This window comes from Streptomyces sp. NPDC002076 (genome assembly GCF_053593835.1).
This window is the reverse complement of sequence record NZ_JBSFDI010000035.1, coordinates 39,719-61,570: the sequence shown is the minus strand read 5'-3', so window position 1 is coordinate 61,570 and position 21,852 is coordinate 39,719. Positions and strand designations below refer to the sequence as shown.

The window sequence follows — 21,852 nt, the reverse complement described above, 5'->3', positions numbered from 1 at the left end:
CCGCGCACTCCCGGGCCGGGAGCGCTCAGGAGGTCTGACGGTCGGCGTTGGCGAGGATCGCGTCGCGCAGGTGCTCGGCGACACCGGCCCCCATGGAGTCGTAGTACGCCTTGAAGCGCTCGTCGGAGACGTACATCTGACCCAAGCACCGGTGCATCTCGTACGGGACCTCGAAGAACCACCTGGTCATGTGCTGCCGGTGTTCCTCCGCCATGTCCATGGCCGCCTCACCGGACGGCGGCTCGCCCGCGGCCACCAGGGCGGCGTACCGCTCCTGCCAGTCGTCGACCTCGGCCTTGATCCGCTTCCAGTCCTCCTTGGTGTAGCGCGCGGCGCGGCGCTGGGACTCGGCCCAGGCCTCGGTGTCGCCCCAGCGCTGCTCCGCCTCCTCGGTGTACTCCTCGTTGAAGGGGTCCTTGTCCCCGAACACCTCGAACCGCTCCTCCGGCGTGAGGTTGATGCCCATCTTGCGTGCCTCCATGGCGTGCTCCACGGCCGCGGCCATCTTCTGCAGCTTCTCGATCCGGGCGGTCAGCAGTTCGTGCTGGCGGCGCAGGTGTGCGCGCGGGTCCGCGTCCGGGTCGTCGAGCAGGGCCGCGACCTCGTCGAGCGGGAAGCCGAGCTCCCGGTAGAACAGGATCTGCTGGAGCCGGTCGAGGTCGGCGTCGGTGTAGCGCCGGTGCCCGGCATGGGTACGCGCGCCGGGCACGAGCAGGCCGATCTCGTCGTAGTGGTGCAGGGTGCGCACCGTGACCCCGGCGAACCCCGCGACCTGTCCCACGGAGTAGCTCACTTTTCCGCTCCTTGTCGTCGGTACGCCCTCCACGCTGAGGCCTCACGTCGCGTGAGGTGCAAGCCGGTTTCCATTCGGGACATTCAGGATGTTGCGTGCTTTTTGTCCGCTTATGGTGAGCCCGTGGCTCAGGAAACCGACGCGCCGCAGGCGCCCCCGACCGCCCCTACGGCGCCGGCGCGGGCCCTGCTGCCGTTCATCCTGCCCGCCGTGGCCGTCGGCGTGGTGGCGAGCCTGGTGTTCGTCGGGGTGAGCACGGCGGCGGAGCAGCTCCAGCACGTGCTGTGGGGGCCGCTGCCGGACGCGCTCGGGGTGGGCCGCTACTCGGTCCTGTGGATGTTCGTGATGCTGACCGCCACGGGCCTCGCGGTCGGCCTCGTGGTGTGGAAGGCGCCCGGGCACGCCGGTCCCGACCCGGCCACCCTCGGCCTGAACGCCACGGTGATGCCGCCGGTCGTGCTGCCGGGACTGGTGCTGGCGAGCGGGCTGATGCTGGCCGGCGGCCCGAGCCTCGGCCCGGAGAACCCGATCATCGCCGTGAACGTGGGCATCGCGGTCCTGCTCGGCGCGCGCCTGGCGCCCCGGGCGCCGGGCACCCTGTGGCCGGTGCTGGCGGAGTCGGCGACGATCGGCGCGCTGTTCGGCACGCCGGTGGCGGCGGCGCTGGTCATCTCCGAGGCGCTGGCCGGGCGCCCGATGCGGGGGCGACTGTGGGACAACCTGTTCGCGCCGCTGACCGCCGGCGCGTGCGGGGCCGTCACGACCAACCTGGTGGCGCATCCGACCTTCGATCTGGGGCTGCCGCCCATGGGCCACCCGGACCCGAAGGACATTGTGGCGGCGCTCGTGATCGCCCCGGCGGCCGCGCTGCTCGGCATGGGCGCCGTCTACGCCTTCCCGTTCGTCCACGCGGCCTTCCGGCGGCTGCGGCACCCGATGCTGATGCTTCCGGCCGGCGGGGTCGTACTGGGCGCTCTGGGAGCCCTGGGCGGACATCTGACGCTCTTCAAGGGGTTGTCGGAGGTCGGGGAGCTGGCCCGGCACCCGGACGGCTGGACAGCGGGGCAGTTCGCCGGGATGGCGGTGGTGAAGCTGACCGCGCTGCTCGTCGCCGCGGCCTGCGGTTTCCGCGGCGGCCGCATCTTCCCGTCCGTCTTCGTCGGCGCGGCCCTGGGGCTGTGCGCCCACGCGCTGGTCCCGGCCGTGCATCCGGCGCTGGGCGTGGCCACGGGCGTCCTGGGCATGCTCCTGGCGATCACCCGGCAGGGCTGGGTGAGCCTGTTCACCGCCGCCGTGCTGGTCGCCTCGCCCACCATCATCGCCGTGCTGTGCATCGCGTCGCTGCCGACCTGGCTGCTGGTGACGGGGCGCCCGCAGATGCAGTTGGGCGAGGACGGCACCCCGATCCGCTGAGAACCCTTTTCTGGAATCCCTGGAGGCACGTTCATGGCCCTGCACAAAGGTCCCGAGAAACACGAAGAGCGGAAGATTTCCGTCAACCCGTTCTACGGGGAGGCCAATCCGGTCGGCGGCATGACCGAGGCCCCGCCCACGCACCGCCTCCCGGACGCGCCGCTGGCCCCGTCCACGGCGTACCAGCTGGTGCACGACGAGCTGATGCTGGACGGCAACTCGCGGCTGAATCTGGCCACGTTCGTCACCACCTGGATGGAGCCACAGGCCGGGGTGCTGATGGGGGAGTGCCGGGACAAGAACATGATCGACAAGGACGAGTACCCGCGCACCGCAGAGCTGGAGCGGCGCTGTGTGGCGATGCTCGCCGACCTGTGGAACGCGCCGGACCCGTCGGCGGCGGTGGGCTGTTCGACGACCGGGTCGAGCGAGGCGTGCATGCTCGCCGGGATGGCCCTCAAGCGGCGGTGGGCCACGCGCAATGCCGACCGTTACCCGGGCGCCCGCCCCAACCTGGTCATGGGCATCAACGTCCAGGTCTGCTGGGAGAAGTTCTGCAACTTCTGGGAGGTGGAGGCCCGGCTGGTGCCCATGGAGGGCGACCGCTTCCATCTGGACCCGCAGGCCGCCGCCGAACTGTGCGACGAGAACACCATCGGGGTCGTCGGCATCCTCGGCTCGACCTTCGACGGCTCCTACGAGCCGATCGCGGAGCTGTGCGCCGCCCTGGACGCCCTCCAGGAGCGCACCGGGCTGGACGTCCCGGTGCACGTGGACGGCGCGTCCGGCGGCATGGTGGCGCCCTTCCTGGACCCGGACCTGGTGTGGGACTTCCGGCTGCCGCGCGTGGCCTCGATCAACACCTCGGGGCACAAGTACGGCCTGGTGTATCCGGGCGTCGGCTGGGCGCTGTGGCGGGACAAGGAGGCGCTGCCCGAGGAGCTGGTCTTCCGGGTCAACTACCTGGGCGGCGACATGCCGACCTTCGCGCTCAACTTCTCCCGGCCCGGCGCCCAGGTGGTCGCGCAGTACTACACGTTCCTGCGGCTGGGCCGCGAGGGGTACCGCGCGGTGCAGCAGTCGACGCGGGACGTGGCGACCTCGCTCGCCGGGCGGATCGCGGAGCTGGGCGACTTCCGGCTGCTGACCCGGGGCGACCAGTTGCCGGTCTTCGCCTTCACCACCGCCCCGGAGGTGACGTCGTACGACGTCTTCGACGTCTCCCGGCGGCTGCGCGAGAGCGGCTGGCTGGTGCCCGCGTACACCTTCCCGGCGAACCGGGAGGACCTCTCGGTGCTGCGGGTCGTGTGCCGCAACGGCTTCTCCCACGACCTGGCCGACCTGTTCCTGGCCGACCTGACCCGTCTGCTGCCCGAACTGCGCCGGCAGCCGCATCCGCTGACCCGGGACAAGGAGGCGGCGACCGGGTTCCACCACTGACCGCCGCCTCCTGCCCGGGCGCCACGCGGGAGCACCGGGTGGTCCAGTTCCCGGTGCATCCGGTCGAACTGGTCCCTCCGGTCCTGCTCCATGGCGCGTGGCGAGGGCGGTTGTCTTGCGGGCGGACGGCAGCCGGTCAGTGTTCGTTCAGGCGGCAGTTGCCCAGCGGTCGTCGGGGCGGCAGCCGGTCGGCGGTCGCGGAGGCTGCAACCGACGAGCCGCCGCGAGGGCGACGGCCGAACAGTCGTCGTGGAGACGGCAGTTGATCAGCAGCCGTGGAGAACGGCAGCCGAACAGCCCTCGCGAGGGCCGCAGCCGGTCGGCGGTCGCGGAGGCTGCAACCGACGAGCCGCCGCGAGGGCGACGGCCGAACAGTCGTCGTGGAGACGGCAGTTGATCAGCAGCCGTGGAGAACGGCAGCCGAACAGCCCTCGCGAGGGCGGCAGCCGAGCAGTCGTAGAGGCCGCAGTCGACCAGCCGCCGTGCAGGGGCAGTCGGTCAGCGGTCGTCCTGCGGGTGCCGCTCCCCCGTCGCGTACGGTTCTCCTGGCCCTCGGCGCGGATGCCCATGAACGGTTCGCCCTCGTCGGCGAACGTGTACGCGCCCGCCTCGATGCGCCCGGTCAGGCCCCGGGTCCACTCGGCCTCGCCGTCGGCCGCGTGCATCCACATCGTCATGATCTCGCCGATGTGGCCGAGCTGTTCGGGGCCGCCCTCGGGCACATAGTGCCTAGTGACGGAGTCGCGCCACTCGGCCAGCATGATCTCGTACTCGACGCGCGGCGGGCCGCCGGCCGTCGACGGTGCATGGCGTTGAACCACTCGTGCGCGCCCCAGTAGTCCAGATCGCCGCGCACCTGATAGCCATGGGCCCGCCCGTGCCGGCGGACCGCGTCCAGCACGACGAGCCGGATCGCTGACATGTGGTCCAGGCTATGGCCGTACGGCCGCCCGCCCGCGATCAGCCCCAGGAGCCGCCCTGCTGCTGCGCGACCAGCTCGAAGGCCGTCCTGCCGTCCAGGGACTCGCGGATGATGTCGGCGTGGCCCGCGTGCCGGGCCGTCTCGCGGATCAGGTGCAGACACACCCAGCGCAGGCTGACCCGGCCCTCCGGCGGGAACCAGGGGTCCGGCGGCAGCGGGAAGGTGTCGTCCAGGCTCGGCGCGGACCGGATGAACCTCTCCGTCTCGGCGGCGACCTGCTCCCAGTACGCCAGCTGCGAGGCGACCGTCTCTTCGCCGACCAGCTGGAAGCTCTCGTGCCAGTTCGACTCGTCGCGCTTGACGGCCGGGGGCTCATGCCTGGCCCGTGCGATCCAGATCTGCTCGACCTCGGCGACATGCTTGAGCAGGCCGCCGAGCGACAGCTCGCTGGCGCTGGGACAAGAGCGCGCCTGCTCCTCGGTCAGTCCGAGCAGGGCCCGGCGGATCCCGCCGCGCTGCTCCTCGATGAACGCGAGCAGCGCACCGCGCTCGTCGCCCTGTGCCTCCGCCGGTACGTGCTGGACCATGGCCGGCCGCCTTTCCTCACCGTCGTCGGGGCCGTTCGCCCCCTGACACCGACGACGCTACGGGCCATTGCGGTCAGCTCGTGTCCGCAATGGCCCGTGAGCCGGAAGAGGCGGGCTAGAAGGGGAATCCGCTGCGGCCGTGCTGCACCGAGATCCATTTGACGGTCGTGAAGGACTCCAGCGTCGTCTCGCCGTTCAGGCGGCCGATGCCGGAGTGCTTCTCGCCGCCGAACGGCACGATCGGCTCGTCGTGGACCGTTCCGTCGTTCACATGGAACATGCCGGTGTCGACCTGCTTGGCGAAGGCCACGCCCCGCTCGATGTCGCCCGTGTGGACGGCGCCGCTGAGGCCGTACGGGGTGTCGTTGACGATGCGCAGCGCCTCCTCCTCGCCGTCGAACGGGATGAGGAAGACGACCGGGCCGAACACCTCCTGCTGGAGCAGCGCGGAGTCGGCGGGGACGTCGGTGAGCACGCTGGGCTCGACCAGGTTGCCGGACGTGCCGCCCCGGACCAGGGCGGTGGCGCCCTCGGCGAGCGCCTGCTCGACGGTGCCGGAGACCGCGTTCGCCTGCTGGGAGTTGATCACCGGGCCGATGACGGTCTGCGGGTCGCGCGGGTCGCCGACCTTCAGGGTCCTGACCTTGGCGACGAACTTCTCGGTGAACTCCTCGGCGACGGACGCGTCCACGAGGACCCGGTTGGCGGCCATGCAGACCTGACCCTGGTGCACGAACCGGCTGAAGACCGCCGCGTCCACCGCGTAGTCGATGTCGGCGTCGTCCAGGACCACCAGCGCGCTGTTGCCGCCCAGTTCGAGCACCGAGCGCTTGAAGTTCGCGGCGCAGACGGTGGCCACGTGCCGGCCGACCTTGTCGGAGCCGGTGAAGGAGATGACCTTCGGCACCGGGTGCTCGATGAACGCGTCGCCGATCTCGGCGATGTCGGTGACGACGACGTTGAGCAGGCCGCCGGGCAGCCCGGCGGCCTCGAAGAGCTTCGCGATCAGGGTGCCGCCGGCGATCGGGGTGTTCTGGTGCGGCTTGAGGACCACCGCGTTGCCGAGCGCGAGCGCCGGGGCGACCGACTTGATCGACAGCAGGAAGGGGAAGTTGAACGGGCTGATCACGCCCACGACACCGACCGGCACCCGGTAGACGCGGTTCTCCTTGCCGTCGACCGGGGAGGGCAGGATCCTGCCCTCGGGGCGCAGCGCCAGGTGGATCGACTCGCGCAGGAACTCCTTGGCGAGGTGCAGCTCGAAACCGGCCTTCACGCGCGTGCCGCCCAGTTCCGCGATGATCAGGTCGGCTATCTCCTGCTCACGGTCCTCTATGAGCCGAAGCACCCGCTCGAAGACCGCGCGGCGGGCGTAGGGGTTGGTCTCGGCCCACTTCTTCTGGGCGCGGGCGGCGGCCCGGTAGGCCTGGTCGACCTCGTCCACCGTGGCCACCGTGATCGAGGCCAGCTTCTCGTCGTCGTAGGGGTTGAAGTCGATGACGTCCCAGGAGCCGGTGCCCGGTCGCCATTCTCCGTCGATGTACTGCTGGGCCAGGTCGCTGAAGTAGGACGACATGTGATCCCTCAATCACTAGCGGAGCCAGATCCTGGTCACGGACTGATCGCACGTCATCGTACTTGTGTTTAAAGCGAGTTGAAGGCGCAGTCAGGACAGTTGGAGCAGACCTCGGAGAAGGTCCCGGCTCTCGTCGGGGCCCGGGCTGTCCTGCTGGAGTTCCTTCAGCGCCTGCTCGTACTGGGCGACGTCCTCGCGCTTGTCCAGGTAGAGGGCGCTGGTGAGCTGCTCCATGTAGACGACGTCGGACAGATCGGCGTCGGGGAAGCTGAGGATGGTGAAGGCGCCGCTCTCGCCGGAGTGCCCGCCGAAGCTGAACGGCATGATCTGCAGCCGTACGTTGGGCCGCTCGGAGACCTCGATGAGGTGCTGGAGCTGGCCGCGCATCACCTCGCGGTCGCCGTAGGGGCGGCGCAGGGCGGCCTCGTCGAGCACGAAATGGAACTCGGGGGCGCCGGAGGCGAACAGGTGCCTCTGCCGCTCCAGGCGCAGCGCCACCCGGCGTTCGACGTCGGCCGGGCTCGCGCCCTTCATGCCGCGCCGCACGACCGCGCGGGCGTAGTCCTCGGTCTGCAGCAGGCCGTGGACGAACTGCACCTCGTAGACGCGGATGAGAGACGCGGCGCCCTCCAGGCCCACATAGGTGGGGAACCAGCTGGGCAGGACGTCGGTGTAACTGTGCCACCAGCCGGCCACGTTGGCCTCCCGGGCGAGGGAGAGCAGCGATTCGCGCTCCGTCTCCTCCGTGATGCCGTACAGCGTCAGCAGGTCTTCCACGTCCCTGGTCTTGAAGCTCACCCGGCCCAGCTCCATCCGGCTGATCTTCGACTCGGAGGCGCGGATGGAGTACCCCGCCGCCTCACGCGTGATGCCGCGCGCTTCCCGCAGTCGCCTGAGTTGCGAGCCGAGCAGCATCCGCCGCACCACCGATCCGGGCTCTCCCGCGCTCACGTTCGCCAGCCTCCCCAACCGTCTTCAGGGCCCGAAGTCTGCCACTAAAACACTCCGAGCAGTACTCGTCCGGTTACGGAAACGGAAAGAGGCGGGCCGTTTCTGCCTGCGGGTTGCCGGGAAAGGTCAGGACCTCTGGTGGCAACCGCCGAGAAGATGGCGGAAAAAATGGCCAAGAAGCGGTACGGGCAGGGCCATTTCGGTCGCGTGCACGTGCATCTGCCCTTGCATCTGCTGTGCGCATCCGAAACCATGGTGCCGCGCCACCGCTGCATCGCAACGACCGCGAATTCCCGGGAGTGCCTCGCATGGGGACGAATGGATCGACCATGCTCAAGCCGTTACGGCAGGGCCTTCCGCCGTTGGATCCCGCGGCCGTGTCCGATGCCGCCTCCTGCGCCCTGCCCGCCCGATACGAAGCGGTGCGCGAGGCCCGGCGCTTCACCCGCGGCACCCTCGACCAGTGGGACGTCGCCGACCGCTTCGACGACATATGCCTCGTCGTCTCCGAACTCGTCACCAACGCCCTGCGCCACGGCCTGCCGTCCGAGGCGGCATGCCCCGAACGCGCCCCGGCCGTACGGCTGCACCTGATGCGCTGGACCGAGCGGCTGGTGTGCGCGGTGCGTGACCCGAGCCACGAGACGCCGGCGCCGCGCGACTCGGACGACTTCTCCGCCGAGTCCGGGCGCGGGCTGTTCCTGGTCGACTCCTTTGCCGACAGCTGGGGCTGGCACCCGCTCGCGGGCACGCTCCACGGCAAGGTGGTCTGGGCGCTGTTCCGGCTCGAGTCGGCCGGCTGACGCGGTACGACATCGACGGACGCGCGGTGTCTACGCGCGTCGCCGAAGCTTCTCCGGCATGTCTGACATCGTTGCCATGACACCGGTGGAGACCCGCCGCGCGCCGCCGGGCGTCAGCTCACTATCAGGTGGTCGAACTCGCCGTCCTTGATGCCGAGGAGCATGGCCTCGATCTCCGCGCGCGTGTAGACGAGCGCCGGACCGTCCGGAAAGCGCGAGTTGCGTACGGCGACATCGCCGCCCGGCAACCGCGCGAACTCCACGCAGGAACCCTGCGAGTTGCTGTGCCTGCTCTTCTGCCAGGCCACTCCGACCAGCTGCGCGGCAGCAATGCCGTTGTACACGTCGTACCCCCCGTACACGCCGTCAACGTCGCGGTCCACAGGTCGCTCCCCGGTGGTGCACTGGCTGGTGGCCATAGGTGCTGTGGTCAACTGACCGGGATCATAACCCCGTTCACGTGCAGATGCATGAGCAAATGCACGTGCACGGGCGGTGGTCCCACGGTTACAGGTTTGACGTCCGCTTTACCCACCCGGGAGACGCCTGCGTCAGCCAAGCTGTTCCAGCGTCTGCCCCAGAGCAGGCAGGACATGCCCCCGCCAACCCCCGTCCATGATCTTCCGTGCCATCAGCTGAGCCGGATCGTCCGGATCGAAACCTTCGTGCACCAGGAAAAGACGCGTACCGCGCCCTTCTTGTTCCAGCGTCCACGTGATGGTCCAGTCCGCGGGGTTGGCCGGATCGGCGTCGGCCCAGCGGACGGACAGCATCCGCTCGATGTCGTAGGCCAGCACCCGTACCTCCACGACCCCGGAGAAACGGGCGTTGGGACGCGGGACGGAGGTCATCCGGTACCGGTGGCCGACCTCCAGCCGGAAGTGCTCGGCGCCGAGCATCTGCCACTGGGCGAGCAGTGCGGGGTCGGTGAGGGCACGCCAGACCTTGGCGGGCGGGTGCGGGAAGAACTGGTCGACACGGATGGTGGTCAGGTCGTCCGCGTCACTGCCGGGTTCGGTACTCATGGCTGGTCATCGTCGGGCAGACGGTCGAGCAGGTCACCGAGACCCTTCAGGCGGTCACGCCAGAACCGCTCGTACGGGTGGAGCCAGTCCTGCACCTCGGCGAGCGGGGCGGCCTCCAGGCGGTAGACGCGCTGCCGTCCGGAGCGCTGTTCGGAGACGAGGCCGGCCTCCCGGAGCACCTTGAGGTGTTCCGAGAGGCTCGGGCGGCGCATGTCGAAGTGGGCGGCCAGGGCCTGGACGGGCTGCGGTCCGCGCTCGCGCAGGAGTCGCAGCACCTCGCGGCGGGTGACGTTGGCGAGCGCGGCGAAGACGCGGTCCTCGGCGGCGGCACCCGTCCCGGTCCCAGTGCTCATGGCGCGCTCAGAAGCCTTCCTTCTCCGTCAGCAGCATCAGACCGTTGCCGTCGGGGTCCGTGAAGGACGCCATGCGCCCCCACGGATACTCCTCCGGACCCTGCACCTCGGTGCCCGCCTCGGCGAGCCGCGCGCAGTCGGCATCGACATCGGTCGTCACCAACATGATCCCCCGTGCCGAGCCGGGCTCGAAACCGCCCATGTCCGGCCCGGAGAGCGTGAAGACGGTCTGTGCTCCCTTCGGCGCGACCTGGAGCCAGCGCCCGGGCGGCATCTGCAGATCGGCGGTGACCTCGAAGCCGAGAACGTCTCGGTAGAAGCGCAGGGCGCGGTCCTGGTCGGTGACGGGCAGGGTGACGAAGGAGGCATGAGTGATGTTCATGGGTACGACAATAGGTAGGCGATTCCCTACGAGTCAAGCGTAGGAAATCTCCTACCCGCACATCTCGACCATCGCTGGCAGTACGGCGTGACGCCGCGCGGGCGCGTTCACAACGGATTCCCGCCCGGCGTCCGGAAGTCCCCCTGGTCACTGCTGGTAGCTTGCTGCGGGCCGTCCGGCCGAGGACGGCCGGCCGCTACGAGCTTGGGAGCTTTCCGGTGACTTCTGCGAGTGCTGCGACTGCTACGAGTGCTGCGAGGGCAAGGGTGCGGACCGCGACCGTGGCCGCGGGCCTGGTGGGCGCGCTCGCCGCGCTGACCGCGTGCAGCGGGGGCGGGGGCGACGGCGACAAGACCGCCTCCTCCTCGACGCCGAGCGCGACCAGCGCGTCGGCCTCCCCCTCGGGCTCGGGGGCCGCGAAGGGGGCATCCGGCAAGCTCCAGGGCAGCTGGATCACCACGAGCGGCGGCAAGATCGTGGCCCTGGTGATCACCGGCAAGAAGGCCGGGCTCTTCGTGACCGGCCGGAAGGCCTGGTGCCAGGGCGCCGCGGGCAAGGAGTCCGGGATGCAGATGATCCATCTGACCTGCCCCGACGGCAACAAGGACCGGGTCACCGGCATGGTCGACTCGGTGGACGCCAAGGGCATGACGGTGACCTGGTCGGGCGGGACGGGCAAGGAGACGTACACCAAGGCGGATGGCGGCAAGCTGCCTTCGGCGCTGCCGACCAAGTTGAAGCGTTGAAGCGGTGTCAGGTGTGAGTCCGGTGAGGAGTGCCACCTGAAGCGGTGATTCCACCGGGGGTGGGCGGACCCGGTCCAGGCGCAGGCGCCATGATGCAGGGGCACCGTCACGACCTCGATGGGACCTGCTCATGCGCGCCATTCCGCTCACCGTCACGGCCCTCGCCGCCGCCCTGCTGCTCACCGCCTGCAACGGCGGCGGGAGCAAGGGCAGCAGCAAGAACAGCTCGGCCTGCGAGATCGGCGGGGTCTCCGTGCAGATCGGGTCCGCGAGCGTGGCGCCGAAGGCCGGCGACACGGGCGAGATTCCGGTCAGCATCACCAACCAGAGCAAGCCCTGCACCCTGGACGACTTCGCGGGCGTCGCTCTGAGCGCCGGCAGCACCGAGGTCAAGGTGCCCGCCCTCAAGGGCGCCAAGGCCCAGAAGCTGAAGCTCGCCAAGGGTGACTCGGCGTCCTTCACCATCGCCTACGTGCGCGGCACGACGGGCGGCAAGGCCGCGCTGGACCCCAAGACCGTGAAGATCACCCTGCCCGGCACCACCGCCTCCCGAAGCTTCCCCTGGTCCTACGGCCCCGTCGCCACCGAGCCCGCAAGCACCGCCCCGAACGCCTCCGTGACGGCCTTCCAGCAGGTGGGCGACTGAGCGGCTCGACGAGTTGGGGAGGGTTGGGTCTGGGCGCGGTGGGTTCGGCCCGGGCTGAGGAGGGTTCGGCCCGGGCGAGGGGCAGGTTCGGTCTGGGCGGGGGTCGGTTCGGCCCGGGCGAGGGGCGGGTTCTGTCTGGGCGGGGGCGGGTTCGGCCCGGGCGAGGGGCAGGTTCGCTCTGGGCGGGGGTCGGTTCGGCCCGGGCGAGGGGCAGGTTCGGTCCGAGCGGGGGTCGGTTCGGTCCGGGCTGAGGATGGTTCGGTCCGGGCGAGGGGCGGGTTCGGTCTGGGCGGGGGCGGGTTCGGCCCGGGCTGAGGAGGGTTCGGTCCGGGCTGAGGAGGGCTGACGTCGGCTTCGGGCAGGCGGGCTTGGTCCAGGCGGGGCCGGCTCACGTCGGCTTCGGATGGGCCGACGCCGGCTGTCAGCGGGCTCACTCCAGTCTGGGGCGGGGTCTGACCTGGGCCTGGTCTGCGGCTCTTGCGCCCTCCGTCCAGCCGGCCGCGTCGCTCACGCCGCGCAGGCGGGTGGTCGTGGTCTCGGGGAACATGCGCTCCAGGCGATCGGTGACGGCTATCTCCCTCGTGGCGAGGACCGGCAGCAGGTCCTGGCTGACCTGGATCTCGGCGGCGGCCGCGAGCCGATCGCCGACGCGGTGGGCGTAGGCGGCCAGGAACGACTGCCGGAAGGTCTTGGTCCGCTTCCGCCCGCCGGCTCTCTGCGCGGCCTCCGCCTTGGTCATCGCGTGCGTGGCCTGCACCAGCAGCGAGGTGTAGAGCAGCTCGACCGCCTCCAGGTCCGCCTCGAAGCCGACGACCGTGGAGAAACCGAGCGGTTCGTTCCATACCGCGCGACAGTGGTTCGCGCCGGCCACGGCATCGAGCAGGACCGCCTTGGCCTGTTCGTACGGCGGCTCGACCCCGATCCGGCACGCGCCGGGCGCGTCCGGCGCGGGCGCCTCGGCGGCGAGCAGCGCCTCGTCGACGCTGTGCCGTGCCATCAGCTCCTGCGCCTTGGCACTGAGCGCCTCGGCCTCCTCCGGATACCCGGTCGCCTCGGCCTTGGCGAGCAGCGCGCGGATCCGGGCGAGCATGCGGGAGGCGGCCGGGCCGGGGGCGCGCCGGCGCTCCTCCTCCAAGGGCTCCAGGGCGGGCAGGCGCAGCAGCAGGCGGTACAGCTCCAGCGCGGTCGTGGCCTGCGAGAAGCGGTCGGCCTCGCGGTCGGGCCCCGCGGGCAGCTCCGCCAACTGGGCGGCCCAGCGGCGTCCGCGCGGGCGGTCCCGCCCGGCCTGGGCGCGGATCAGGGCGGTGGCCAGGCGCACATGCGCGTCCTCCAGCTCACGCCGCACCAGCCGTACGACATCGGCGGGCTGCCAGCCGCGCTGCCAGGCCGTCGCCACGAACTCCTCGCCGCGCCGCGCGAGTTCGGCGTCCGCGGCGGGATCGGCGGCAAGCAGGGAGGCGCCCGTGTCGAGGCCGGTGTCGGTGTCGTCGTAGAGGGCGGCGCTGAAGGCCCTCTCGACCGTGCTGGCTGTGCTGGTCACATCGTCGATCGTGCCATGCCCCACCGACAGCGCACCGAGCTTTGTCCACAGGCTGTGGATGAAGGGTTCCCCCGGATGGCGGGAGGGGTGACGGCTCTGGTCACCAGGACGGGAGCGCTGCCGGCCGAGGGTCCCGAACCTCAACGCCGCCGACCCGCCGACCGATTGGCCGCCCTATCGTCTCAGTCCCTGGAATTCGCCACGCGCGCGCGGGAGCGCGCGAAGCATGACGGCATGGTGGACACGTCTCTCTACGCGGCGTTCCTGATCGCCGCTTTCGCACTCTGCGTCACTCCCGGCCCCGACATGATGTTCATCGTGGCGGTGGGCGGCCGGGGCGGCCCCCTGACGGGGGTCGCGGCCGCCCTCGGGGTCGCCTGCGCCATGCTGGTGCACACGGTCGCCGCTGCGCTCGGCCTGTCGGCCCTGTTCCTGACCCTGCCGACGCTCTACGAAGCACTGCACTGGGCGGGCGCGGCCTACCTGCTGTTCCTCGCGGTCAGGGCGTTCCGGGGCGACGGCGGCCCGGTCGAGGCCGAGGCGGCACCGGGGAACGGGCGCCGGCGGGCGTTCTGGCGGGGCGCCGTCACCAATCTCCTCAACCCGAAGGTGATCCTCTTCAACGTCTCCTTCCTGCCGCAGTTCGTGAACCCCGGCCTGGGGCACGTGCGCGAGCAGTTCCTCGTCCTGGGCTTCACGATCACGGCGATGGGCGTGGTGGTGGACGGCTCGGTCGGGCTGCTCTCCGGGAAGCTCGCCTCGCTGCTGCGGCGCAGCCGGCGGGTCGCCCGGGGCCTGGACTACTTCACCGGGACGGTCTTCGCCGGGCTCGCGGTGCGTCTGGCGGTCGCACCGAAGTGACTGAGCAGGAGAGCTGGACTGTCAACTGTCGGTTGACACAGCTCGGGGTGCAACCTACGGTTGACACATGGCGACCAACCCGAACATCACGGCATCCGTACGCCTCGACGACCTCATCGAGGCCATCAAGAAGGCTCACAACGAGCCCCTCGAACAGCTCCAGGACGCGGTGATCGCCGCCGACCACCTCGGTGACGTCGCCGACCACCTGATCGGCCACTTCGTCGACCAGGCACGGCGCTCGGGCGCCTCCTGGACCGAGATCGGCCGGAGCATGGGCGTGACCCGGCAGGCGGCGCAGAAGCGCTTCGTGTCGAAGGAGTCCGGCGACCTCGACGCAGGCGACTTCAGCCGCTACACCCCGCGCGCGCGGAACGTGGTCATGGCCGCGCACAACGAGGCGGTGGCCGCCCGCAACCCGGAGGGCCGCCCCGAGCACCTGGTCCTCGGGCTGCTGGCCGAGCCCGAGGGCATCGGGGCCAAGGCGATCACCGACCAGGGCGTCCTGCTGGACGCGGTACGACAGGCCGCGGCCGCCGCGCTCCCGCCCGCCGCTGACGAGGTCCCGGACCTCGTCCCCTACGGTCCCCACGCCAAGAAGGCCCTGGAACTCACCTTCCGCGAGGCCCTGCGGCTCGGCCACAACTACATCGGCACCGAGCACATCCTGCTGGCGCTCCTGGAGCAGGAGAACGGCCAGGGCGTCCTCAGCGGCCTCGGCATCACCAAGTCCGCGACGGAGGCGTACATCGCCAACACGCTCTCGCTGCTGGCGGAGCAGAGGTTCCCGGCGGCCGGGGCGGGCGACACCACCGCATCGCAGGACTGAAACAGCAGGTCACAGCGATTGTCAGACCCGGCTGCCACACTCGCGGTCATGACCGACCGGTGGGCGCTCGCACCGGCCGAGGACTCAGGCGTGGACGTCGCCCCCCTCGGCCCGGACGGGCTGCCCGCCGGGCCGGTGCGGCGGGAGAGCGATCTCGCCGGGGCGGTGCGGAGCCGCCCGGAGGTGACGCGCTGGGTGTGGCGGTCCACCCCCGAGGTCTACCCGCGTCTGCTCGCCACGGGGGTGCGAGTGGAGCGGTGCTACGACATCGAGGACGCCGAGACCCTCCTGCTGGGCCACGAGGGCCGGTACGGCGAGCCACGCTCGGCCGCCGCCGCCCTGGCCCGCCTCCGGGGCGGCCCCGTACCGCCCGACCCGCCCCAGCGCTCGGCCGAACCGGGCGCCCAGTCCCCGCTGTTCGAGCCCACGGGCAACCACCTGCCCCTGACCGACCTCCTCGCGGTCTACGCCGAGCAGCTCCGGCGGCACCAGCGGACCGCCCTCCCGGACCGGATGCGGCTGCTGACGGCCGCCGAGTCGGCCGGCATGCTGGTGGCCGCCGAGATGAACCACGCGGGCCTGCCGTGGAGCGCCGAGGTCCACCGCCGCCTGCTGCACGACCTGCTGGGCGAGCGGTACGCGGGCGGCGGTGAACCGCGCCGCCTCGCCGAGCTGGCCGACGAGGTCTCCGCCGCCTTCGGCCGCCGGGTCCGCCCCGACCTGCCCGCAGACGTGATCAAGGCCTTCGCGCAGGCCGGAATCAAGGTGAAGTCCACCCGCCGCTGGGAGATCCGGTCCGTCGACCATCCCGCCGTCGAACCCCTGCTGGAGTACAAGAAGCTGTACCGCATCTGGGTGGCACACGGCTGGTCCTGGCTGCAGGACTGGGTGCGTGACGGCCGCTTCCGCCCCGAGTTCCTCGCCGGCGGCACGGTCACCGGCCGCTGGGTGACCAACGGCGGCGGCGGACTGCAGATCCCCAAGGTGATCCGCCGGGCCGTGGTCGCCGACCCCGGCTGGCGGCTGGTGGTGGCCGACGCAGACCAGATGGAGCCGCGCGTGCTCGCCGCCATCTCCCGCGACCCCGGGCTGATGGAGGTCGCCGGCCGCGCGAGCGACCTCTACCAGTCCGTGTCCGACCGCGCCTTCTCCGGCGACCGCGACCAGGCCAAGGTCGCCGTCCTGGGCGCGATCTACGGCCAGACCTCGGGCGACGGCCTGAAGAACCTGGCCGCGCTGCGCCGCCGCTTCCCCAAGGCCGTCGCCTACGTCGACGAGGCGGCACGCGCGGGCGAGGAGGGCCGGCTGGTGCGCACCTGGCTGGGCCGGACTTGTCCGCCGGCCGCCGGATCCGGCGAGGACGCCGGAGAGGAGGCGGGCATCCCCGTCGGGGACGACGACGCCGAGACGCAGACCGACGGCCAGACCGCCTGGGTCCCCGGCTACGCCTCCAGCAACTCCCGGGCGCGCGGCCGCTTCGCGCGCAACTTCGTCGTCCAGGGCAGCGCCGCCGACTGGGCCCTGCTGATGCTCGCCGGGCTCCGCCGGGCCTGCGCGGACCTCAAGGCGGAGCTGGTCTTCTTCCAGCACGACGAGGTGATCGTGCACTGCCCCGCCGAGGAGGCCGACGCGGTCGTCCAGGCCATCCGCGCCTCCGCCGACCTCGCCGGCCGGCTGACCTTCGGCGAGACACCGGTGCGGTTCCCGTTCACCACGGCGGTGGTGGAGTGCTATGCCGACGCCAAGTGAGCGCCGCGCGGGCGCACTTCGGCCACTTCGCAAGCGCTGCTCGCACTTCTGCCGACCACTCCGCGCGAGCTGCACCCCAAGCCATCGGTCGCTCCGTGCGAGCTGTTCGGCGGCCGTTCGCTCACTCCGCCAGAAGCTCCCGCAGTTCCGCCACGACCGCCTGCTCGTCGGTCCCGTCCAGCGCCGCGAGTGCCGAGCGCCAGGCGTCGTACGCCTCCGCCCGCCGCCCCCGCGCGCTCAGCAGCAGCCCGTGCTGGTGCCGGGCCAGGCCGCCCATGTAGCGGTCGGCGCGAGCGTCGGCCCGGCGCAGCAGCTCGGTGCACTCGCGGCCCGCCCGTTCGGTCTCCCCCAGCTGCCGCAGCGCGCGGACCAGACCGAGCCGGGTCTGGGACTCGCCGTGCCAGTCGCCGTGCCCGCCGAGGATGCGCAGGCTCTCCTCGAAGTGCTCCGCCGCGGCTGCCGGTTCGCCGAGGGTGAGATGGGCGTAGCCGATGTTGCAGTGCGCCGAGTGCTGCACGATGACCGCGCCGATCGCGTCCCCGATCGCCAGCGAACGCCGGTGCTGCTCGATGGCGGCACGCGGATCGGTGTGTTCGTAGAGGTTGCCAAGATGGCTGTGGGTGACGGCCTCTCCGTAGGGGTCGTTCAGCTGCCGCGAGTACGCCAGACTCTGCCGCAGCGCCTCCCCGGACTCCGCGAACCGCCCGAGCCCCTCCAGCAGCAGGCCCCGGTTGTTCAGGCAGCGCCGGATCCGGGAGACGACACCGAGCCGGCGCCAGATCTCCAGGGACCGGTCGGTGAGAGCGAGGGCGTCCTTCTGCCGGCCGGTCAGGAAGTGCAGGCCCGCCAGATCGCCGAGGGCGTACGCCTCGGCCGCCGCGTCCCCCAGCCGCCGCGCCGCCCCGAGCGCGGCCCGCCCCAGCACCTCCATCTCGGCGACCCGGCCGCCGCGCTGGACGTAGGGGAAGAGCAGCCGTGCGAGCGTCGAGAGGTGCGCGGCCCGGCGCGGGTCGGACACACCCGCGTTGCGTGACACCAGGGCGACGACGTTCTCCAGCTCCACCTCGCCCCAGCCGAAGGCCCGCTCGGCGGACTCGAAGGACGCCAGCGCGGCCACGTCGGCAGCGTGCTCCGGCGGCTGCGCCGAGGTGGGCCGGCGCCGGTCCTCCTGGTCGATCCCGGGCTCCGCGATCGCCTCCAGCAGCCGTTCGGCGACGGCGGCGTACCAGCGCAGGGCGATCAGGTCGGGGGCGGGCGCGGCGGCGAGGTCGGTCCGACGGCCGGCCACGCCCTGCGTGCCCGGGCTCTGCTCGCTGTCCGTGTCCGGAAGGCCGCCCGGCACTCCCGAGCCGGTGTCCTTCCCCGTGTCCGCCAGTTCACGGGCGAAGTCGCGGACCAGGTCGTGCGGGGCGTAACGGCCGTAGGCGGTCTCCTCCAGGAGGGCGACGTCGACCAGGCGGTCCAGGGCCGCCTCGGCGCGCCGCGCGTCGGTGCCGGTGAGGCGGGCGATCAGCGGAGCGCCGTAGGTCGGCAGGTCCAGCGCGCCGATGCAGCGCAGCGCGAGGGCCGCGTCCCGGTCCTCCTCGCGCTCGGCGGCGGCGAGCGCGTCGTGAGCGACGGCCAGGGAACGCCGGACGCTCAGGTCGTCGTACTCGAGATGGCGCAACCGGCCACCTGTCTCCGCGAGTTGGCCCGCCAGCACATCCGGGGTCAGGGCGCGGCGGGCGGCGAGCCGGGCGGCCACGACGCGCAGCGCCAGCGGGAGCCGGCCGGTCAGCTCGACCAGCGGGTGACCGGCGTCCAGTCCCTCGCGGCCGCTCACCGCGCGCAGCAGCGCCGCGCTGTCCTCGCCGGTCAGCGGGGCGAGCGGGAAGCGCCGGGCGCCGTCGAGCGCGGTCAGCGGCGAGCGACTGGTGACGATCACCGCGCAGCCGGGCCCGGCCGGCAGCAGGGGCCGCACCTGGGCCGCGTTCGCCGCGTCGTCCAGCACCAGCAGGACGCGGGCGGGGGCGAGCAGCGAGCGGAGCAACGCGGCGGCCGCGTCCGGGTGTTCGGGGATGCTGTGGGACTCGGCGCCCAGGTCCCGGAGCAGCGCGGCCAGCGCCTGGACGGAGCTGAGCGGGGCCATGCCGGGGGTGGCGCCGTGCAGATTGACGTACAGCTGCCCATCGGGGAAACGTTCCCGCAGCTCATGCGCGACCGCCAGGGCGAGCGCGCTCTTGCCGACGCCCGCCATACCGCTGATCACGGCGACGGCCGGAGCCGGGGCGGGCGGCTCGGTGAGCGCGCGCCGCAGCTCGCGGCGGACCTCGACGCGGCCGGTGAAGTGCGCCGGAGGTGCTGGGAGTTGCGCGGGCCGCGGGGTCTGCCGGGCGTCCGGCGCGGCACCGCCCTCGTGCGGGCCTGGCGTTGTGGCTTCCTCCCCGACGGCACCGCCCAAGTGACCGGCGCCCACGGCCTGGTGGTCGCCCTCCATGTCCCGCCGCCGCCCCTCGCGCTCCCCCTCGCCTCCCTTTCGTTCCCCGCCTCTCCCCCGCAGCACCTCGACATGGGCCTCGCGGACCGCCGGGCCGGGTTCGATGCCGAGTTCCTCGATCAGGCGGGCGCGCAGATCGCGATGGACCGCGAGGGCTTCGGCCTGACGGCCGGTACGGTGCAGCGCGAGCATGAGCTGACGGTGGTACGCCTCCCGCAGCGGATACTCGGCGACCAGCGCCGCGAGCTCCGGGACGATCCCGGCCAACCGCGCTCCCTCCAGGGCGAGTTCGGCGTCGTAGCGCCACTCCAGCAGGAGCAGTCGGGCCTCCTCCAGCCGCTGCACCAGGGCATAGCCGCCGAGGTCGGCGGGGAGCCCGCTGAGCGGGGCGCCGCGCCAGAGCGCGAGCGCGGCCGTACAGGCCCGTACGACACCCGGCCAGTCCCGCCGGACATGCGCGGCGCGCGCCTCGGCGACCCGGGCTTCGAAGACGTGCAGGTCCAACTCGCCCTGGTCCACGCGCAGTACGTACCCCGGCGGTACGGCCCTGAGCCGGTCGGGGTCGTCCAGGAGCCGGCGCAGCCGCGTGACGTGGTTGTGCAGGGACGCCTGCGCGGAGACCGGCGGCGCCCCGCCCCACAGGGCGTCCTTCAGCGACTCCACCGACACGACCCGGCCCGGTTCCAGCAGCAGTGCGGCCAGCAGCGCGCGCACCTTCGGGCTGCCGATGGCACGGACGCCGTTGTCGGTATCGGTGCCGTCGTGGAGAGAGTCGCCCGGAAGGGCTTCGGTCGTCTCGTACGAGATCCCGAACGGCTGTGGGTCGTACAGGACCGGCGGCCCCAGCAGTCCGAACCGCAGCTCGCACCGCCGCATCACGCCGCCCCACTGCCTTCCCGCGCGGTCGGGACCGACCGTGCTCCGCGACGGGCCTGTGCCCGCCGTTCCCTGCGAGCCTGGGCCCGCGGTTCCCTGGCGGAATTCCGCCCTGTTCACAACGGTTTCCCGCCACCTTCTGCCGGCCGGACCGGCCGCGGATCGGCCTGCCCTACGGCCTGTTTCGGATACCGTCGGCGAATTCCGGCCAACGGGCCCGCCATCCGCCGACGAACCGTTGGCCACATGTTAGCGATCCGTTGGCGAATCCTGATGTGATCATTTCCATCGGATCTGGCCCGACGGCGCGCGCGTATGTCGCGTAACTCGGGGGAGTGTCGCCGTAGGCCGGGTCCGGGGACGCAAGGGGCCCCGGTCGGCGGAGGTGAACGCCCGGGGCCCCGTCCCGTTCCCTGCCCCAGTCCCTTCACGCCGGTCAGGCGATCGACGAAGGCGCCCAGCCCATCGCACCGATGACGGCTCCCAGCGATGACGGCCCGCGCGGATGCGGGCACCCACCGAAAAGGCCTCCCAACCCGCCGTGCGCCGCCCCGCGCCTCAGATCACCGGCGGGCGCCCCAGCCGGGTGAGCCGCCACACCGTCCGCCAGCGCATGGCTCGGCGCTCGCCGGCCGGTTTCCGCAGCCCTTCCACGAACCCGCCGAACCACGCCTTCAGCCCCGCCGCAGAGCGTGTGCGGGCGAGGGTGAGCAGCGTCCAGACCCCGAGGTGCACGGGGACGAGCGGCAGCGGCAGCCGGCGCCGCACGAGCCAGACCCGGTTGCGGGCATTGACGCGGTAGTAGATGGCGTGCCGGGCCGGCGAGGTCTTGGGGTGCTGGAGCAGCAGCTCGGGGGCGTAGAGGATCTTCCAGCCGGCGTCGGCGGCGCGCCAGGCGAGGTCGGTCTCCTCGTGCGCGAAGAAGAACTCGGCGGGCCAGTCCCCCGTCTCGGCCAGCATCGCCATGCGCAGGGCGTGCCCGCCGCCGAGGAACCCGGTGACGTAACCCCCGCGCAGCGGATCCGACTTGCCCACGCGGGGTACGTGCCGCTGCTGGGTCTCGCCGTGTTCGTCGGCGATCCGGAAGCCGACGATGCCGAGGCGCGGGTCGGCGGCGTACAGGTCCCGTACACGCCGCAGCACATCGGCGTCGACGAGCAGGCCGTCGTCGTCCAGTTCCACCACGACGTCGACGTCGCCGTACTCCCGCAGGCGGGCGAGGGCGACGTTGCGGCCGCCCGGGCAGCCGAGGTTCTCCTCCACGTCGATGGTGGTGACCTCGCCGGGCAGGGAGAGCCGGCGCGCGAACTCGGGCAGCCGGCAGCCGTTGCCGACGATCACGATGCGGGCGGGGGCGAGGTCCTGCTTGGCCACGGACTCCAGCAGGGCGTCGACCTCGGCGGGCCGGTTGCCCATGGTCACCACGGCTACGGCGATCCTCGGCTCCACCACGTCCCTCACCCCATCCGGCCGCCGGCGGCGCCGCGCCCTGACCGCGCGGCGCCCACCGTTCACCAAGATGTTGCCTCAGATCCGCGGGTTCACCCGACCCCGATTCACTTTGCAGCCCCTTTGCTCCACGTTTGTCCGGGCATGGAAACCAAGCGGTGACGGCATCCCCCGTCCACCGGCCACGCCCCCTCCGGGCGGGCGTGCCGCGATCGGCACCGCGGGCCTGCTTCTCCCCCAACACACAAGAAACCCCAGGCCAGCTGATATCTGACCCGGGGTTCCAGTGGAGCCGCCTTCGGGATTCGAACCCGAGACCTACGCATTACGAGTGCGTTGCTCTGGCCATCTGAGCTAAGGCGGCGCGCCGTCCGCACCATGGTGCGATCGGCAACGTCGGTAAGTCTACACAGTTTCCGGGGGTGCTCCGACCAC

The 21,852-nt window shown here is 71.8% G+C and carries 19 protein-coding genes, 1 tRNA gene and 1 pseudogene; 8 read left to right on the top strand and 13 right to left on the bottom strand.

Annotated features, from left to right (window positions below):
- Positions 1-25: 25 nt before the first annotated feature.
- Complete coding sequence (locus ACWCQS_RS42540; protein WP_451009488.1) at positions 26-793, bottom strand: MerR family transcriptional regulator; 768 nt, start codon at positions 791-793, stop codon at positions 26-28.
- A gap of 123 nt (positions 794-916) precedes the next feature.
- On the opposite strand from ACWCQS_RS42540, the gene ACWCQS_RS42535 reads away from it, so the two are divergent.
- On the top strand, positions 917-2,206 hold the full coding sequence (locus ACWCQS_RS42535; protein WP_451009487.1) for an ion channel protein: 1,290 nt from the start codon (positions 917-919) through the stop codon (positions 2,204-2,206).
- Between the two features lie 33 nt (positions 2,207-2,239).
- Positions 2,240-3,646: a glutamate decarboxylase gene (locus tag ACWCQS_RS42530; RefSeq protein ID WP_451009486.1), complete on the top strand. Its 1,407-nt coding sequence runs from the start codon at positions 2,240-2,242 to the stop codon at positions 3,644-3,646.
- A gap of 498 nt (positions 3,647-4,144) precedes the next feature.
- Here ACWCQS_RS42530 and ACWCQS_RS42525 read toward each other — a convergent pair.
- The 4 genes and pseudogenes from ACWCQS_RS42525 to ACWCQS_RS42510 all read right to left on the bottom strand — a co-directional run bounded on the left by ACWCQS_RS42525 (position 4,145) and on the right by ACWCQS_RS42510 (position 7,646).
- A pseudogene (locus tag ACWCQS_RS42525) lies at positions 4,145-4,568 on the bottom strand (hypothetical protein).
- Between the two features lie 38 nt (positions 4,569-4,606).
- Positions 4,607-5,155, bottom strand: a complete 549-nt coding sequence (locus ACWCQS_RS42520; RefSeq protein WP_388636140.1) for a DinB family protein — start codon at positions 5,153-5,155, stop codon at positions 4,607-4,609.
- A gap of 115 nt (positions 5,156-5,270) precedes the next feature.
- Positions 5,271-6,731 (bottom strand): aldehyde dehydrogenase family protein, encoded by a 1,461-nt coding sequence (locus ACWCQS_RS42515; RefSeq protein ID WP_451009485.1) that lies wholly within the window; start codon positions 6,729-6,731, stop codon positions 5,271-5,273.
- Positions 6,732-6,821: 90 nt separating this feature from the next.
- Entirely contained in the window at positions 6,822-7,646 is an 825-nt protein-coding gene (locus tag ACWCQS_RS42510) for a helix-turn-helix domain-containing protein (protein ID WP_451009503.1), read from the bottom strand.
- A gap of 344 nt (positions 7,647-7,990) precedes the next feature.
- On the opposite strand from ACWCQS_RS42510, the gene ACWCQS_RS42505 reads away from it, so the two are divergent.
- Entirely contained in the window at positions 7,991-8,485 is a 495-nt protein-coding gene (locus tag ACWCQS_RS42505; protein WP_451009484.1) for an ATP-binding protein, read from the top strand.
- 113 nt (positions 8,486-8,598) lie between these two features.
- Here the strand turns inward: ACWCQS_RS42505 and ACWCQS_RS42500 are convergent, their stop codons facing one another.
- The 4 genes from ACWCQS_RS42500 to ACWCQS_RS42485 form a co-directional block, all read right to left on the bottom strand.
- Positions 8,599-8,868: a DUF397 domain-containing protein gene (locus ACWCQS_RS42500; RefSeq protein WP_388636146.1), complete on the bottom strand. Its 270-nt coding sequence runs from the start codon at positions 8,866-8,868 to the stop codon at positions 8,599-8,601.
- A 168-nt stretch (positions 8,869-9,036) separates the two neighbouring features.
- The gene (locus ACWCQS_RS42495; RefSeq protein ID WP_451009483.1) at positions 9,037-9,510 is read right to left on the bottom strand and encodes an SRPBCC family protein; all 474 of its coding nucleotides are present in this window, start codon (positions 9,508-9,510) and stop codon (positions 9,037-9,039) included.
- A complete protein-coding gene (locus ACWCQS_RS42490; protein WP_451009482.1) occupies positions 9,507-9,863 on the bottom strand; it encodes an ArsR/SmtB family transcription factor in 357 nt (118 codons plus the stop codon). The genes ACWCQS_RS42495 and ACWCQS_RS42490 overlap by 4 nt, the downstream gene beginning before the upstream one ends.
- A 7-nt stretch (positions 9,864-9,870) precedes the next feature.
- Positions 9,871-10,245, bottom strand: coding sequence for a VOC family protein (locus ACWCQS_RS42485; RefSeq protein WP_451009481.1), 375 nt, complete (start codon positions 10,243-10,245; stop codon positions 9,871-9,873).
- Positions 10,246-10,511: 266 nt separating this feature from the next.
- Here ACWCQS_RS42485 and ACWCQS_RS42480 point away from each other — a divergent pair, with 266 nt between their 5' ends.
- Positions 10,512-10,991 (top strand): hypothetical protein, encoded by a 480-nt coding sequence (locus ACWCQS_RS42480; RefSeq protein ID WP_451009480.1) that lies wholly within the window; start codon positions 10,512-10,514, stop codon positions 10,989-10,991.
- 130 nt (positions 10,992-11,121) lie between these two features.
- Positions 11,122-11,637, top strand: a complete 516-nt coding sequence (locus ACWCQS_RS42475; protein ID WP_451009479.1) for a DUF4232 domain-containing protein — start codon at positions 11,122-11,124, stop codon at positions 11,635-11,637.
- A gap of 430 nt (positions 11,638-12,067) precedes the next feature.
- Here the strand turns inward: ACWCQS_RS42475 and ACWCQS_RS42470 are convergent, their stop codons facing one another.
- Positions 12,068-13,177 (bottom strand): DUF2786 domain-containing protein, encoded by a 1,110-nt coding sequence (locus ACWCQS_RS42470; RefSeq protein WP_451009478.1) that lies wholly within the window; start codon positions 13,175-13,177, stop codon positions 12,068-12,070.
- 234 nt (positions 13,178-13,411) lie between these two features.
- Between ACWCQS_RS42470 and ACWCQS_RS42465 the strand changes: the two genes are divergently transcribed.
- The 3 genes from ACWCQS_RS42465 to ACWCQS_RS42455 all read left to right on the top strand — a co-directional run bounded on the left by ACWCQS_RS42465 (position 13,412) and on the right by ACWCQS_RS42455 (position 16,616).
- The gene (locus ACWCQS_RS42465; protein ID WP_451009477.1) at positions 13,412-14,038 is read left to right on the top strand and encodes a LysE family translocator; all 627 of its coding nucleotides are present in this window, start codon (positions 13,412-13,414) and stop codon (positions 14,036-14,038) included.
- A 67-nt stretch (positions 14,039-14,105) separates the two neighbouring features.
- Positions 14,106-14,867, top strand: coding sequence for a Clp protease N-terminal domain-containing protein (locus tag ACWCQS_RS42460; protein WP_451009476.1), 762 nt, complete (start codon positions 14,106-14,108; stop codon positions 14,865-14,867).
- Between the two features lie 48 nt (positions 14,868-14,915).
- The gene (locus tag ACWCQS_RS42455; RefSeq protein WP_451009475.1) at positions 14,916-16,616 is read left to right on the top strand and encodes a bifunctional 3'-5' exonuclease/DNA polymerase; all 1,701 of its coding nucleotides are present in this window, start codon (positions 14,916-14,918) and stop codon (positions 16,614-16,616) included.
- Positions 16,617-16,737: 121 nt separating this feature from the next.
- Here ACWCQS_RS42455 and ACWCQS_RS42450 read toward each other — a convergent pair whose 3' ends face one another.
- The 3 genes from ACWCQS_RS42450 to ACWCQS_RS42440 all read right to left on the bottom strand — a co-directional run bounded on the left by ACWCQS_RS42450 (position 16,738) and on the right by ACWCQS_RS42440 (position 21,781).
- Complete coding sequence (locus ACWCQS_RS42450; RefSeq protein ID WP_451009474.1) at positions 16,738-19,968, bottom strand: BTAD domain-containing putative transcriptional regulator; 3,231 nt, start codon at positions 19,966-19,968, stop codon at positions 16,738-16,740.
- Between the two features lie 558 nt (positions 19,969-20,526).
- On the bottom strand, positions 20,527-21,420 hold the full coding sequence (locus ACWCQS_RS42445; RefSeq protein ID WP_451009473.1) for a glycosyltransferase family 2 protein: 894 nt from the start codon (positions 21,418-21,420) through the stop codon (positions 20,527-20,529).
- 284 nt (positions 21,421-21,704) lie between these two features.
- Positions 21,705-21,781: transfer RNA gene (locus tag ACWCQS_RS42440), tRNA-Thr, on the bottom strand.
- Between the last annotated feature and the right edge of the window lie 71 nt (positions 21,782-21,852).

Bases quoted from the DNA above. Each gene is read 5' to 3' on its own strand.
- ACWCQS_RS42465 (WP_451009477.1), top strand. From the start codon at position 13,412: ATGGTGGACACGTCTCTCTACGCGGCGTTCCTGATCGCCGCTTTCGCA.
- ACWCQS_RS42485 (WP_451009481.1), bottom strand. From the start codon at position 10,245: ATGAACATCACTCATGCCTCCTTCGTCACCCTGCCCGTCACCGACCAG.
- ACWCQS_RS42530 (WP_451009486.1), top strand. From the start codon at position 2,240: ATGGCCCTGCACAAAGGTCCCGAGAAACACGAAGAGCGGAAGATTTCC.
- ACWCQS_RS42505 (WP_451009484.1), top strand. From the start codon at position 7,991: ATGGGGACGAATGGATCGACCATGCTCAAGCCGTTACGGCAGGGCCTT.
- ACWCQS_RS42510 (WP_451009503.1), bottom strand. From the start codon at position 7,646: ATGCTGCTCGGCTCGCAACTCAGGCGACTGCGGGAAGCGCGCGGCATC.
- ACWCQS_RS42455 (WP_451009475.1), top strand. From the start codon at position 14,916: ATGACCGACCGGTGGGCGCTCGCACCGGCCGAGGACTCAGGCGTGGAC.
- ACWCQS_RS42450 (WP_451009474.1), bottom strand. From the start codon at position 19,968: ATGCGGCGGTGCGAGCTGCGGTTCGGACTGCTGGGGCCGCCGGTCCTG.
- ACWCQS_RS42520 (WP_388636140.1), bottom strand. From the start codon at position 5,155: ATGGTCCAGCACGTACCGGCGGAGGCACAGGGCGACGAGCGCGGTGCG.
- ACWCQS_RS42475 (WP_451009479.1), top strand. From the start codon at position 11,122: ATGCGCGCCATTCCGCTCACCGTCACGGCCCTCGCCGCCGCCCTGCTG.
- ACWCQS_RS42490 (WP_451009482.1), bottom strand. From the start codon at position 9,863: ATGAGCACTGGGACCGGGACGGGTGCCGCCGCCGAGGACCGCGTCTTC.
- ACWCQS_RS42515 (WP_451009485.1), bottom strand. From the start codon at position 6,731: ATGTCGTCCTACTTCAGCGACCTGGCCCAGCAGTACATCGACGGAGAA.
- ACWCQS_RS42460 (WP_451009476.1), top strand. From the start codon at position 14,106: ATGGCGACCAACCCGAACATCACGGCATCCGTACGCCTCGACGACCTC.
- ACWCQS_RS42495 (WP_451009483.1), bottom strand. From the start codon at position 9,510: ATGAGTACCGAACCCGGCAGTGACGCGGACGACCTGACCACCATCCGT.